Consider the following 12,719-nt stretch of genomic DNA (forward strand, 5'->3'; position numbering starts at 1 on the left):
AAGTTTAATCATAAATTTTTTCAACAGCTTGCATTTTCTTCACTTTTTCCTCTGCGCCGCTATTTGCATTAATGAAAATTTGGTACGTATCTTTCCCTAAAGTACCTATAAACTCATAGCAAAGTACTTCATTATGCAAATCATTTACTACGACAGCTTTTCGTTCTTCCATTACTTTAACATCTGGATTGATTTTCTTTCTTGCTTCTGCTGCAGTTAGCTTTGCTGATGGAACTGTTCGCTTTTGATGTGATGCTAAATATTCTTTTGCGGAAAATCCAACGATAGAACCGTCATCTAAAGCAATTTTCATTTGGATTGCTTCTGGATAAATTCGTACGCCATTTTCATTTACTACATACGTAAATACACCCACATTATCATATTGTGAGCTATCAAAAAGCTCCATATTCTTAAACTTATGGTCTTTTAAAAATGTCAAACCTTTACTTCCTGCATCGTTTAAACTAATTTTCTGTTCCTTAATTTCTCGATTATTCATAACCCAAATTGGATATCCACCTTTTCCGGTAATATCCATATAAAACTCATTATTCGTTGCTGGATCTTTTATTTTCACACTATAGAAAGATTCTTTCGCACCTTTTCCACTTTTCTCAACATCTACTTTTTCATTTCCTTTTAAGTTCAAAAACGATTTTGCAATTTTCGCTGCTTCATCTTTAGAAATTGCTTTCCCTTCTGCTTCAAATCCGCCTTTTTTATTTTTTTGTGCACTAGTAAAGGTAGGTCCGAAGTTTGTAGATGAATACGATGTTACGTTTTTCTCTACTGTTTTTAAACCGTCAATAATTGTATTGTCTGCAGGATCACGATTTGATGCGAGTGCCATCTCAACATCCATCCAGCGTAAATTATTTTTCAAAACTAGATGTTGTACTTTTCGTAACTCATCTTGTATATTTCCTGCATTTGAATATAAAGTTTCCAACGTTTTGTATTCTTGATTATTTAACGGCTCTTTTTCTAAATCACGAATGGCTGCACGATAACTAAAATCACCGATATTCGCTAAAAATTCTTCCGTTTTATTAAAAGGCATTAATGTTAAAGGAAGTTGTCCTACATCCGAACGAGCTTCAGATGTTAATCTCCATACATCTGCTAATGCAGGTGATAAAGAAGCACGTGAATTCATTGCAAGCGTTGTTCCAATTTTATCGTGCAATAAATCAACCTCATATGCTAAATCATGAAATGCCCGTTGATAGCTATTTTCTGCTCGAATTAATACTGCATTCTTCTCTTGGTGCTCTTTATAGCCCCAGTAACCCGTTCCAACTACACCGACTGTTAATAATACGATTATAATACCTCGTAACATAGTTCCACCTCCGCTCTATTTACAGAAAATATGTTTTCCGATCTTTTTAATTTGTGGACGAGTCCAAATCCATTTACTTGTCGCTGTATCTGGATTGAAATAATACAATGCGTTTCCTGTTGGATCCCATCCATTTAGTGCATCTAATACAGCTTTTTTCGCTGTTTCATTTGGTGTTAAATATATTTGTCCATCCGCAACTGCCGTAAAGGCTCTCGGTTCAAATATTACTCCTGAAACAGTATTTGGAAATGATGCACTTGTAACTCGGTTTATAATAACCGCAGCTACTGCAACTTGCCCTAAGTACGGTTCTCCACGAGATTCTCCATATACTGCGTTTGCCATGAGCTGAATGTCATTTTGAGAATAACCATTCGGAACATTTGTCCCTTTATTTTGAGATGGTTTATTTTCTTGTGCAGTACCACCACTATTTCCTTTATTCGTTGTCGTCCCTTTATTAGCAGTCGACTTGTCATACTTCGTTGCCTTCACAAGCATTTGCTTCGTTTTAGCTCCAGCTAAACCATCAACAGGTAATCCGAATTTCTCTTGAAAATTTCGAAGTGCCCAGTATGTACCCCATCCGAAAACACCATCTACTTTTCCCGTATAAAACCCGTTATATTTCAAACGAGATTGCAGTTCAATGACATCTTCGCCAGATGCTCCTCTTTGAATGACTTGATTAGAAAAAGCTTCTACATTTTTTAGTTGTATACTACTTACCATCAAAGATAGCCCAATGAACGTAAGTAAAATTGCTATTTTAAAAATAGCTTTTTGGCGCATAATTTTCCCTCCTTAATTACGGAAATGATTTCTTGGTTATGTTTTGTAAAAGACTCGCTTTTATGTAAAGAAGACAAAAAAATCCAAACTCATATCGTTAAAAAAATATGTAAACAATATAAAAAAAGATAAAAGGAGTTCATCATGAAAAAATTGTTTAAGTGTATCGCACTCGTCATTTTGTTCATAACAACATGTTCAAACATATATACCGTTCCATCAATTGTTCATGCGCAGCCTCCGTATGCCAAATGGGGTAAACTTGCTGTAGAAAAGACGAAAGAACAATATCCAAAAGCTGAGATTGTTGATTATCTTCATATAGGTAGAAAGCCAAAAACCGTTCAGATAACAGTAGAAAAATTTAAATTGTGGCTACGTGAGGATGGGAAAGAATATGGTGTTTTTGTTGATGTAGAGTTTGAAACGAAGACGGATAAGCTTATAAAGATGTCGTTTCAGAAGGCGAGTAGATAAAATGAAAGAAACCCCACTGTTAAAAATATGAACAGTGGGGTTTCTTTCATTTTTAAAATTCTTTCCTAAAGTTTCGATTCCCTAAAAACCTTACCAATATACAAATAGCGCCAATTACAACTGCTATCCCTATACTGTATAAAAGCACTCTACCATATCCCCCTATTTTCGGATCTAAAAAAGGATATGGATACCAATCTACGATTGAACCACGAATTAAGCTATATACAACGTAAAAAAACGGGAATAAGAGCCAACTTGCAGCTTGTTTCCAAGTAATCTTCTTACTTGGTGGATTTAAAATCCAATCTAAAAGCATGGCAATTGGCATGATATAATGTAGCACTGTATTTACCCATGGTATTGCGGTTTGAAGTGATTCTTCTAATCCTCTTAATAGTAAAAAATATATGAGGCCTGTCGTAAGTATATATACAGTTGCCGCACCACGAAGTATACCAAACTGCTCTGATCGAACAAATGTAGTAGTTCCAATACTACTAAGAAGGAGAATAACTGCTACTAAGATGTTACTTTCAATCGTGAAAAAACTAAAAAAATTAACGGAATTGAATGGTTTCACTTGTGCTCTTATTATAAATTGCGTAATAATCGCGCTACATGCTAAAAGACTTAAACATAGTCTAAATAAAGATAATGTTTTTACACCTTGCATACATTCTCTCCTTTTCTTAAATAAACTTATAATTCTCCCGTACATGCTCCATAAATAATTTCAATGGAACGAGTCCTCGTTTTGGCATATGACTACTTATTACAACAACAAGCTCTAACTGCGGAATGATAACGATGTATTGTCCGCCGTATCCCATAGCAAAATAAATACAATACGGTATGTGAAATCTTTCGTTATTCAAAACCCACCAGTGATATCCATACGCCCCGACATGTTCATACGTTTCAAATAGAGCTGTAGTTGATTCTTCTAACCATTTCGATGATACAATTTCATTCCCCTGCCAATATCCATTCTGCAAACATAATATTCCGAGCTTTAATAAATCTTTAGATTTCATTTTCATGCCGAACCCGCCGACATGTATTCCTTGGGGATCTTGTTGCCACTCATATTCTGTAATTTCTAACGGATTAAATAAGTACCTTTTCGCAAACTGCTCTGTCGACATTCCAGTAGCTTTTTGGATGATGTAGCTGAGCAAATGCGAAGAACCTGAGTTATAATTCATTTTGGTAGCGGGTTCTTCAATTATTGGTTTTTCTAATATGTACTGGACCCAGTTTTCCGATTCTACAAAATCATTTGGGAACACTACTCCATTTCCAAACTCTTTCCAATCCTCACCTGTAGTCATCGTTAATAAAAGATACAGAGTCAAATCCTGCTTTTCCTCAGATACATTTTCAATCCAAGCTGTAATCGGTGTATGTATATCATTTATATAGCCTTTATCTATTGCAATACCAATTAATATAGATACGATGCTTTTTGTAATCGAATTTATTTTAAATAGATTATTTTCACATTCTAACGTTTTATAATACTCAGTTGTTAACTCACCTTTTTGATAAACAAGAAATGTATTTACTTTTTTCTTTTCAAATTTATTTTCTAGTTGCTTAAAATCCAAAACTTTACCTCCAATTAGATTGTTACTTGATTTATTATAACTTGTAGCTTTCATTAAAACATAGTTGCGTTCAAATAAAAAACAAACCTGCCAGTTATGAACTGACAGGTTTGTTTTTTATAATTTTGTACGAACATTCCAAAGTTCTGGGAAGAATCGTTGATCAAGTACTCGTTTTAAATAAGATACACCAGAAGATCCGCCTGTTCCCATTTTATGTCCGATAATACGTTCTACCGTTTTCATATGACGGAAACGCCATTGTTGTAGCCAATCTTCGATATCAATTAATTTTTCAGCAAGCTGATATAAGTTCCAATATTTTTTCACATCGGCATACACTTCTATCCATGCTGCTTCTACTGTCGCATCTTCTTCATAAGGCTGCGTAATATCACGGTTTAACACATCTTTATGAATTGGGAATCCTTCTTTTACAAGAGCTTGAATTGCAACATCATACAAACTTGGTGTATGTAGCGCTGTATGAAGGCGAGCGTGTAATTCTGGATCTTTTTCATAAATTTTTAATGCGTGAGGCGTTTTATAGCCAAGCGCATACTCAATCATACGATATTGATACGATTGAAAACCAGAAGCTTGACCGAGTGAATCACGAAACTCAATATATTCAGATGGTGTTAATGTCGCAAGGATATCCCAAGATTGAATAATTTGAGACTGAATTTTTGATACACGTGCTAACATTTTAAAAGCTGGTTGTAATTTATCATTTTTAATAGATTCGATTGCTGCGTTTAACTCATGTAAAATAAGCTTCATCCAAAGTTCACTTGCTTGGTGAATCACGATGAATAACATTTCATCATGATGGTCTGATAATCTCTTTTGAGAAGATAGTAAACTATCTAATTGTAAATACTCCCCGTACGTCATATTCTCTTTAAAGTCCGTATGAATTCCTTTTTCCATAATTACCTTTTCGTTTTCTTTCATATTAGCCAAACGCCCCTTTTATATAATTCTACTTAAATTGGTCTAATAACTGCTCGAACTGGACTTCCATCTGCTTCTGTTAAAGCAAGTGGTAATGCGATTAATTCATAATCGCCGTCTGCTACATGATCTAGTACGACATTTTCTAAAATGTGTATGCCGTGTTTAAACAATTGATGATGCGCTGCTAATTCTTTATCATCTAATGGATCTACTGAAGGTACATCTACCCCGATTAAACGGATACCTTTCTTTGAAAGAAACGGTGCTATATCTGCACGTAAATGCGGGATTACATCTGGGAATTCATTCGCTTTACCATGTGAAGATGTGCGTAACAACAATCTTTCTACGCCTTCTAAATGAAAGCTTTCTAATTCCTTTTTCCCAATGCTTTCTATATTAGAAACATCTATGATGCGCGCTGGACCAACATAAACTTGAACATCTAAATCTATTACTTTCTTTCCATCATTATCAAAATGAAACGGTGCGTCAATATGAGTACCTGTATGAATACTCATCGATAACTTTCCGACATTTACTGACCCACTCTCTTCTTTTGACCATGAAACTTCATACGAGAACGGTGTATCACCTGGCCAAGTGGCAATATCATTATTTAGCGGTTGTGAAATATCAATCCACTCTGAAGTTTTCATGCTTATGCCACAACCTCTCGCTTATTTTCAAACTGCTTATATTCTTCATCTGTCATGATTTTCTTTAAAATTTGAACAGAATGCCACACTTCTTCGTATGTGTTATATAAAGCAACCGGTGCAAGTCTTACTCCATTAGGTGCACGGAAATCAGGAATAACTCCATTTGCTTTTAACGCTTTACAAATACGTGCCGCTTCAGCATGCTCTAAATAAATGTGTCCGCCTCGTTTTTCATCCTCTAATGGATTGCCAATTATAAATCCAAAATCTTTTAATTCATGATCAATTAAATTAAGCATGTATCTTGTTATATGTAACGATTTTTCACGTAAACGTTCGATTCCAGCATCTTTAAAGATTTCAAGAGAACCGATTAACGGTGCAGTACTTAATACGTGCGGTGTACCAATTTGATAAGCACCTGCATGATCAGCAGCTGTTAATGTATGTTCCATATCAAACTGCTTATCTTTTCTAGAACTAAACCAACCTGATAATCCTGGAAGTCTATTAAAATGCTTTTTATTTACATAAAGCCCCGCAACTCCACCAGGTCCTGCATTTAAATATTTATAATTACACCAAATAGCGAAATCAACATCCCATTCTTTGAAATGGTGCGGAATAGAACCGATTGAATGACATAAATCGAAACCGATATGAATACCACGCTTATGTGCTTCCGCTGTTAAACGTTTCATATCAAGAATTTGGCCGCTTCTATATAGTACAGAAGGCAATAAGATTAATGCGATATCATCTGTCATCGCTTGAATAATATCATCTTCAGAAAGTGTTCTACCATCCCGGCTCTTTACTCGTACTAAATGCTCATCTGGATCTAATCCTTTTAAACGAATTTGACTTTGAAGTGCATATATATCTGATGGAAACGTTAATTCATCAGCAAGAATTTTTGTACGTATTCCTTTTGGCTCATAAAATGTCGCGATTACTTGATGAATGTTCGTCGTCGTGGAACCGGTTATAATTGTTTCTTCCGGTAAAGCTCCAATAAGAGGTGCAGTCAATTCACCTAATTTCTCCGAAAGGAAAAACCACGGATGCTCACCCTCTGTCCAACCGTCAATACCATACTCCTTCCATGAATCGAGCAACGTAAGTAATGATTTCTCTGCTCTTTTTGAAAGTAGCCCTAATGAGTTTCCATCTAAATATATCGTTCCTTCTTTTTTATAGAATTCAGTTTGAAAATCTTTCAGTTCATCATGTTTATCACATTCAAGCGCATATTCATAAGTTGGTTGAAATGGTTCTTTATACATGGTGTCACCTTCTTTTAATTTTCTTTTTATTCTAACTAATTGAAATATATCACCTTAGTTGATATAACGTCAATGATATTATGTCAGTTGACTTTATATATGCATTTCTTTTACAATACAGTTATATTTTCAGATATTTCAGTATAAAGAGGTGGTTCTTTGAAAAACAATACTCTTTCATCAAGAAAACACCGCTCCTTAGAAACAAAGAAGAAACTATTAAACTCTGGTTACACTATTTTTATAAGTAACGGATTTCAAAAAACGACAATTACACAAATTATTAAACATGCAGAAACCGGTTATGGAACCGCATATGTATACTTTAAAAACAAAGACGACCTCCTCATCGTTTTAATGGAAGATGTCATGAATCAATTTTATGATATTGCTGACCGCTCCTTTTCGCCTCAAACGAAAGAAGAAGCACGTATAATGATTCAAAATCAAGTTAGAGCATTTCTACAACTAGCAAAGAAAGAACGAGCTATTTTGCAAGTTGTACAAGAAGCGATTGGATTATCAAAAGAGATACGTCAAAAATGGGAGGAGATACGGGAACGCTTTATAAACAATATTACGCAGGATATTACATACTCCCAAGAAAGTGGATTAGCACAGCATGAATTAAATAAAGAAATTGTAGCACGTGCTTGGTTCGCGATGAATGAGATGTTTCTTTGGACGATTGTGAAAAATGATAGAAAATTAGAGTTAGAAGAGATAGTACATACATTGACGGAAATGTATACGACAGGGTTATATAAATAGCACACCTTCAATAAGTAAGGTGTGCTATTTTATCTGGGTATGGTAACGCTAAAAGTTTTTTAAAATAGCGGGAATGTTTTAGCAATATTTCCAAGGTAAGAAAAATATATTCTCACCTCTTCTAAACTTACTTATTGGATAACATTACGATTTTGTATTGATAGAAAGATGTACCAAACAGTTATTAAAATTTTTAATGAGCAAACTTCAAAAAAATAACCTGTTACTCAACAAATTAAGTACCAGGTTATTTTAAATATTTTATTACCGATACAATGATACAAATTAACGATGTAAGTAAAAGCAACAGTCCCATATTCTTATTCTCTTTTTCATCCTTCTTAACATTCTGTATCCCCATACCAGCAAGCATAAAACCTAATAATAATTGCAAAATAAGCATACTTTGCTTCGAATCATCATTCCAACTGTAAATAGAATAGCCCATTACAATAATAGCGAGTATGAATGTAGTAATTCTAATCATAAAAACACCCCCTATTTCATTCTATTGTTTTATCCTACTTACAATTCCAACAATAAACTTATACTCATCTCTACCCTTTCTTACTTTCTTAAACCCTTCTTTCGTATCAAAAATAAAACACGTTTTCCGAAACCAAATTCGTACATATAAAGAATCAAAGTAAATAGGTTTTATAATTCCTCGTTCCTCAAATTCAGTTCCATCTTTATTTTCAGTTTCCGTTCGAACGAACCATCTATTTCCGATGCCAATTTCAATATACTTCACAAAAGTCCCCCTTTTGGAAATTAATTTCTAACTATTCTATTATTTCCCCGGTAAGCGCACATTCCGACAGAACATGAGCCCACAAAGAAAAAGTAGATTACAAAAATCTACTTTATAGCTTATATTTTTGCATTCGTTTATAAAATGTACTTCGAGGTACATCTAACAATTTTGCAGCTAATGAAACATTTCCGTTCGTCTTTTCTAGCGCTTCAATCATGCTATCACGCTGTATTTTTTCACGGAAATTTAATGTATACTCTGTTATATTTTCTGCTTGCAATGCAAGTTGATGTTGATTTCCCATCATTGTTTGTAATAAAAAGGAGATTTGTTTTTCGCATATTTCCCGTCCTTGCGACAAAATGTAAATACGTTCTAATACATTTAATAACTCTCGAATATTTCCGGGCCATGTATGTTGTGAAAATTGATTACAAATGCTCTTTGGAAATAAAACATTCCAATTCTTTCGTTCACAAAAATGTTGTATGAAGTACGGAATATCCTCTTTTCTTTCCATTAACGATGGAACATACAGCGGATATACATGTAAACGATAATATAAATCTTGACGGAATTTCCCTTCTTCTACTAATCGCAGTAAATCTTTGTGTGTCGCAGTAATAATACGAATATTTACCGGTACCTCTTTTGAACCGCCAATTGGGGTTACTGTTCGTTCTTGTAAAACACGCAATAATGCTACTTGCATCTCTGGCGGTACTTCACCAATTTCATCTAAAAATATTGTACCTCCGTCCGCTTGTTCAAATTTCCCTTTATATCCTTGGCGTCGTGCACCTGTAAACGCTCCTTCAGCATAACCGAATAATTCACTTTCCATTAATTCTTTCGGCAATGAACCGCAATTAACAGCTATAAAAGGACCATTTTTTCTTGGACTATTTTCATGAATCGCTCTCGCTACATATTCTTTCCCTACACCTGTTTCACCACAAACATATACACTAGCGTCAGTTGGAGATACAAGCTTAATTTCTTCTAAAGTATGTTGAAATGCATTGCTCGTCCCAATAACGCCATGGAAAGTGATTCCGCTTATAAATGGGGACGTTGAAAATACATTCCCCTGTTTATTTTCCTTTACATACATACATTTCCCAATCATTCTATCATTACTATATACTGGTACTTCTAATTTAGGTTTCAATCCATTTTGCATTAAATCTTCAAGTTTCATTCGTGACCAATTCGAAACTCGTTCCCGTACACTCTTGCTTGCAGAAACAATAACATCACGATGATTACATATAACAACTTGTTCATCACTGTCAATTACATCTAAAAAACGATGGATTAAGTGTAGTTCATTTTGATGCACTCGAATACTACATTCACGTTCAATCGCATGTGCAATCGAAGTTACCATCCCAAGCATATATGGATGGGAAAACTCAATTGGACAGGAAAAATCTAGAACACCAATTAATTTCCCATCATCATTATGAATGGGAGCAGCCGCACAACTCCAGCTATGAGATGCGACAGAATAATGCTCTGTACCACTTATCATAATAGCCTCTTCAATCTGTAACGCGGTTCCTATCGCATTTGTACCAACAGCGGCTTCCGTCCATTTCACACCTTCAATGAAATTAATATGTTTCGCTCGTTTCAACGTTTGCTGATTGCCACTTAATGATAGAACGTAACCATCTGGATCTATTAATAATGCCATCATTTGCAGTTCATCAATGGTTTTTCTCATATTTTGTATTTGAGGTATTGCAATATCAAGGAAGATTTCACTCTTTTTCTTTTGATCCTGAAAAATATTAGAAGACAAAATTTTCTGACCTTTATTCATATGAGGATTCACATTTGCTTGTTTACATCGATACCATGACTCTGAAATCCTTTCGTTTATACGGTTCGAATCAAGAACACCTTCATCAACAAACTTTTTCCATGTATGTAAGTAAAACGGTGAAGCTAACATTGTATCATCTCCCTATTCATTGTTTTGGAGATCTGTAAAAATATACTTTTATTATAAAACTGAATAAAAGCGTTTTCAATAAAACTAGAAAGACGACACAAATATGTTAATAATTAGTACATATTAATGAACTTCTTTATTCTTTTTTAGTAGAAATATATTTTGTATAATGGACGCAAAGAAAATACATAACCAAAACCACTTTTCTGGAGTATCATTTATAAAGAAAATTATGACCGCTATTGAAAATAAAATGGTAGATGCTAAACTAAAATATAATTTTGTTTTAATTTTCATCATTCCTCACTCCTCTATCACTTTACAGTACATACTAACTCTTCATTTTTTAACTCTAATATGTACTTCTGTAAAACAGATTCTCTTCCGCCATGTTTTTCATACCAATCATGTATTCTTTTAACATGCTTCTCGTCGCTTCTAATTTTCGATTCTATTTCTTTATACTCATCATAACTATCATATTCCCATATGGCGAATATTTCAGTTGTACCATCATTGTTATCTTTCATCCAGCGTCCTATTAGCCTGGAACCATGCTTTAATTGATTAGGTAAGTTCGTGTTAGTAAAATGCTCATTAAATATTTCTATAAATTCATTCTTTACTATATAGTACTTTCTTCTATAAAACATACATTTCCACCTCTTTTATGAACAGCCTCAAATACACCTTCCCATTACTACCGTATTATAATACTTCTCATCCGACAGTCTTTTATCATTTTTCAAAATACCTTCTACTTCAAAACCTAATTTCTTATAAAGTTGAATGGCTTTTTCATTTGTCTCTAACACTTGTAATGATATCTTTTTCATTTCATTTTCATCAGCCCACTGAATAGATTGTTGCAATAGACTCTTACCCATTCCATATCCCCAAAACTCTTTTAAAATACAAACACCAAACTCTACTTTATGGGTTAATCTTTTCAAATTAGAACCTTCACATCTTGCAAATCCTACGATTCGGTTGCGCACTTCTGCAACTAAAAACAGATTCTTTATCTCTTCACTATCTGTTTTTATTATTTTTTGAAACCCTTTCTTATCTATAAATCCCTCTCCAGCTTCTCTATCCATATTTTCAGTTTCGCCATCGATCTGAACTCTAATTTCTGATAACTGCTCAGCATCCGTTTCAACTGCTGAACGAATTGTATAAGTTAATCCATTTATATGAAACTCTTGTTCTTTTATAATCATCTTAAACTCCTTTTAAATGAGGTCTATTGACGCTATTACAATTTCTTTGCCTTGTTTCTCAAATTGTTGAATTGTTTCTTTACTAGTCTCTTCATCTGTTATGATAAGGTCAATTGCTATTAGTGACTCTCCTTTTATAAAGCAGTCTATTCCTAGTTTCGTATGAGGAGCTAAACAAATGTTTTTTCTAGCAATTTTACTTACTGTTTTTCCAAAATAAGCAACTTCCGGCGTAGCAGTACTTATACCATTCAATGAAATGCCACCGCCTGTAGAGAAATACAGATCAATAGAGAATCTACTTATCAATTCTGAGGCAAGTGTATCTATCATATTTCCTGATGGTTTCACCTTTCCACCAATTAAGTACGTATCTACATTCTTATAATCCCGTAACTTACTAGCAATTTCTAAAGAATTCGTAATCACTGTAAATGACATTTCAGGTAAATATTTTAACATGGCATAATGAATAGAAGCCCCGCCAATAAAAACGGAATCTCCCTCTTGTATGTAGGATGCAGCAACTTTTGCAATCGCATCTTCCTCTATTGAACTATCACGATAACGTTTCGATGGTTCAGTAGCTAAGTTTCTCACTCGCGTAAGTTCAACTGCACCTCCGTGCGTTCTTTTTAATAGGCCATCCTTCCCCATAATAGATAAATCTCTTCTTATCGAATCAATAGACATATCGAAACTTTCCGCAAGATCCTTAGCGATTACTCTTCCATCTTTCTTAAGTAACTCTAAAATTTTCTCTCTACGCTCTTCAGTAAACATGTACCCACCACCGTCATTAAAGATTCTGAAATTTCATCTTTATTTTAATTATATGCATGCTTTTTCTGTATTACAATATTTTCAATTCTT

Annotated in this window: 16 protein-coding genes; 2 read left to right on the top strand and 14 right to left on the bottom strand. The window is 34.2% G+C overall.

Translation table 11 applies throughout. The annotated features are described in order from the left end of the window. Nucleotides 1–4: 4 nt before the first annotated feature. Together ypeB and sleB are read right to left on the bottom strand one after the other, a co-directional pair. Nucleotides 5–1,345: a germination protein YpeB gene (ypeB, locus tag MR115_RS02145; RefSeq protein WP_242239597.1), complete on the bottom strand. Its 1,341-nt coding sequence runs from the start codon at nucleotides 1,343–1,345 to the stop codon at nucleotides 5–7. 15 nt (nucleotides 1,346–1,360) lie between these two features. After that, nucleotides 1,361–2,140 carry a spore cortex-lytic enzyme gene (gene sleB / locus MR115_RS02150; protein ID WP_132132366.1) on the bottom strand — a complete coding sequence of 260 codons (780 nt, stop codon included), beginning with the start codon at nucleotides 2,138–2,140 and terminating at the stop codon, nucleotides 1,361–1,363. Between the two features lie 144 nt (nucleotides 2,141–2,284). On the opposite strand from sleB, the gene MR115_RS02155 reads away from it, so the two are divergent. Then, nucleotides 2,285–2,617, top strand: a complete 333-nt coding sequence (locus MR115_RS02155; protein ID WP_242239599.1) for a YqzG/YhdC family protein — start codon at nucleotides 2,285–2,287, stop codon at nucleotides 2,615–2,617. A gap of 52 nt (nucleotides 2,618–2,669) precedes the next feature. Here the strand turns inward: MR115_RS02155 and MR115_RS02160 are convergent, their stop codons facing one another. The 5 genes from MR115_RS02160 to kynU all read right to left on the bottom strand — a co-directional run bounded on the left by MR115_RS02160 (nucleotide 2,670) and on the right by kynU (nucleotide 7,135). Further along, nucleotides 2,670–3,293 (bottom strand): Pr6Pr family membrane protein, encoded by a 624-nt coding sequence (locus tag MR115_RS02160; protein WP_242239601.1) that lies wholly within the window; start codon nucleotides 3,291–3,293, stop codon nucleotides 2,670–2,672. A gap of 16 nt (nucleotides 3,294–3,309) precedes the next feature. Further along, nucleotides 3,310–4,227: a serine hydrolase domain-containing protein gene (locus MR115_RS02165; RefSeq protein ID WP_242239603.1), complete on the bottom strand. Its 918-nt coding sequence runs from the start codon at nucleotides 4,225–4,227 to the stop codon at nucleotides 3,310–3,312. A 117-nt stretch (nucleotides 4,228–4,344) separates the two neighbouring features. Then, nucleotides 4,345–5,184, bottom strand: coding sequence for a tryptophan 2,3-dioxygenase (kynA, locus tag MR115_RS02170; RefSeq protein ID WP_242239605.1), 840 nt, complete (start codon nucleotides 5,182–5,184; stop codon nucleotides 4,345–4,347). A gap of 32 nt (nucleotides 5,185–5,216) precedes the next feature. Further along, nucleotides 5,217–5,846, bottom strand: coding sequence for an arylformamidase (gene kynB / locus MR115_RS02175; protein ID WP_242239607.1), 630 nt, complete (start codon nucleotides 5,844–5,846; stop codon nucleotides 5,217–5,219). 2 nt (nucleotides 5,847–5,848) lie between these two features. Further along, nucleotides 5,849–7,135 (bottom strand): kynureninase, encoded by a 1,287-nt coding sequence (gene kynU, locus MR115_RS02180; RefSeq protein WP_242239609.1) that lies wholly within the window; start codon nucleotides 7,133–7,135, stop codon nucleotides 5,849–5,851. Between the two features lie 159 nt (nucleotides 7,136–7,294). Here kynU and MR115_RS02185 point away from each other — a divergent pair, with 159 nt between their 5' ends. Then, the gene (locus MR115_RS02185; protein WP_242239611.1) at nucleotides 7,295–7,906 is read left to right on the top strand and encodes a TetR/AcrR family transcriptional regulator; all 612 of its coding nucleotides are present in this window, start codon (nucleotides 7,295–7,297) and stop codon (nucleotides 7,904–7,906) included. Between the two features lie 247 nt (nucleotides 7,907–8,153). Here the strand turns inward: MR115_RS02185 and MR115_RS02190 are convergent, their stop codons facing one another. From MR115_RS02190 to MR115_RS02220, 7 genes are all read right to left on the bottom strand, one after another. Beyond that, entirely contained in the window at nucleotides 8,154–8,393 is a 240-nt protein-coding gene (locus MR115_RS02190) for a DUF3953 domain-containing protein (protein WP_073515272.1), read from the bottom strand. Between the two features lie 21 nt (nucleotides 8,394–8,414). Further along, on the bottom strand, nucleotides 8,415–8,660 hold the full coding sequence (locus MR115_RS02195) for a DUF3977 family protein (RefSeq protein ID WP_242239613.1): 246 nt from the start codon (nucleotides 8,658–8,660) through the stop codon (nucleotides 8,415–8,417). 112 nt (nucleotides 8,661–8,772) lie between these two features. Further along, nucleotides 8,773–10,623: a sigma-54-dependent Fis family transcriptional regulator gene (locus tag MR115_RS02200; protein ID WP_242239615.1), complete on the bottom strand. Its 1,851-nt coding sequence runs from the start codon at nucleotides 10,621–10,623 to the stop codon at nucleotides 8,773–8,775. A 123-nt stretch (nucleotides 10,624–10,746) separates the two neighbouring features. After that, entirely contained in the window at nucleotides 10,747–10,923 is a 177-nt protein-coding gene (locus tag MR115_RS02205; protein WP_242239993.1) for a hypothetical protein, read from the bottom strand. Nucleotides 10,924–10,937: 14 nt separating this feature from the next. Next, nucleotides 10,938–11,276 (bottom strand): NIPSNAP family protein, encoded by a 339-nt coding sequence (locus tag MR115_RS02210; RefSeq protein ID WP_242239618.1) that lies wholly within the window; start codon nucleotides 11,274–11,276, stop codon nucleotides 10,938–10,940. A 27-nt stretch (nucleotides 11,277–11,303) separates the two neighbouring features. Continuing rightward, nucleotides 11,304–11,846, bottom strand: coding sequence for a GNAT family N-acetyltransferase (locus MR115_RS02215; RefSeq protein WP_242239620.1), 543 nt, complete (start codon nucleotides 11,844–11,846; stop codon nucleotides 11,304–11,306). Between the two features lie 12 nt (nucleotides 11,847–11,858). Continuing rightward, the gene (locus MR115_RS02220; protein WP_242239621.1) at nucleotides 11,859–12,629 is read right to left on the bottom strand and encodes a DeoR/GlpR family DNA-binding transcription regulator; all 771 of its coding nucleotides are present in this window, start codon (nucleotides 12,627–12,629) and stop codon (nucleotides 11,859–11,861) included. Nucleotides 12,630–12,719: the final 90 nt, after the last annotated feature.

This window comes from Bacillus cereus group sp. BfR-BA-01309 (assembly GCF_022664315.1).
In the GTDB taxonomy this organism is placed as follows: Bacteria; Bacillota; Bacilli; order Bacillales; family Bacillaceae_G; genus Bacillus_A; species Bacillus_A mobilis.

Excerpts from the sequence above, each read along its gene's own strand:
- ypeB (WP_242239597.1), bottom strand. The coding sequence starts at position 1,345 with ATGTTACGAGGTATTATAATCGTATTATTAACAGTCGGTGTAGTTGGA.
- sleB (WP_132132366.1), bottom strand. The coding sequence starts at position 2,140 with ATGCGCCAAAAAGCTATTTTTAAAATAGCAATTTTACTTACGTTCATT.
- MR115_RS02155 (WP_242239599.1), top strand. The coding sequence starts at position 2,285 with ATGAAAAAATTGTTTAAGTGTATCGCACTCGTCATTTTGTTCATAACA.
- MR115_RS02160 (WP_242239601.1), bottom strand. The coding sequence starts at position 3,293 with ATGCAAGGTGTAAAAACATTATCTTTATTTAGACTATGTTTAAGTCTT.
- kynA (WP_242239605.1), bottom strand. The coding sequence starts at position 5,184 with ATGAAAGAAAACGAAAAGGTAATTATGGAAAAAGGAATTCATACGGAC.
- kynB (WP_242239607.1), bottom strand. The coding sequence starts at position 5,846 with ATGAAAACTTCAGAGTGGATTGATATTTCACAACCGCTAAATAATGAT.
- kynU (WP_242239609.1), bottom strand. The coding sequence starts at position 7,135 with ATGTATAAAGAACCATTTCAACCAACTTATGAATATGCGCTTGAATGT.
- MR115_RS02190 (WP_073515272.1), bottom strand. The coding sequence starts at position 8,393 with ATGATTAGAATTACTACATTCATACTCGCTATTATTGTAATGGGCTAT.
- MR115_RS02200 (WP_242239615.1), bottom strand. The coding sequence starts at position 10,623 with ATGTTAGCTTCACCGTTTTACTTACATACATGGAAAAAGTTTGTTGAT.
- MR115_RS02205 (WP_242239993.1), bottom strand. The coding sequence starts at position 10,923 with ATGATGAAAATTAAAACAAAATTATATTTTAGTTTAGCATCTACCATT.
- MR115_RS02210 (WP_242239618.1), bottom strand. The coding sequence starts at position 11,276 with ATGTTTTATAGAAGAAAGTACTATATAGTAAAGAATGAATTTATAGAA.
- MR115_RS02215 (WP_242239620.1), bottom strand. The coding sequence starts at position 11,846 with ATGATTATAAAAGAACAAGAGTTTCATATAAATGGATTAACTTATACA.
- MR115_RS02220 (WP_242239621.1), bottom strand. The coding sequence starts at position 12,629 with ATGTTTACTGAAGAGCGTAGAGAGAAAATTTTAGAGTTACTTAAGAAA.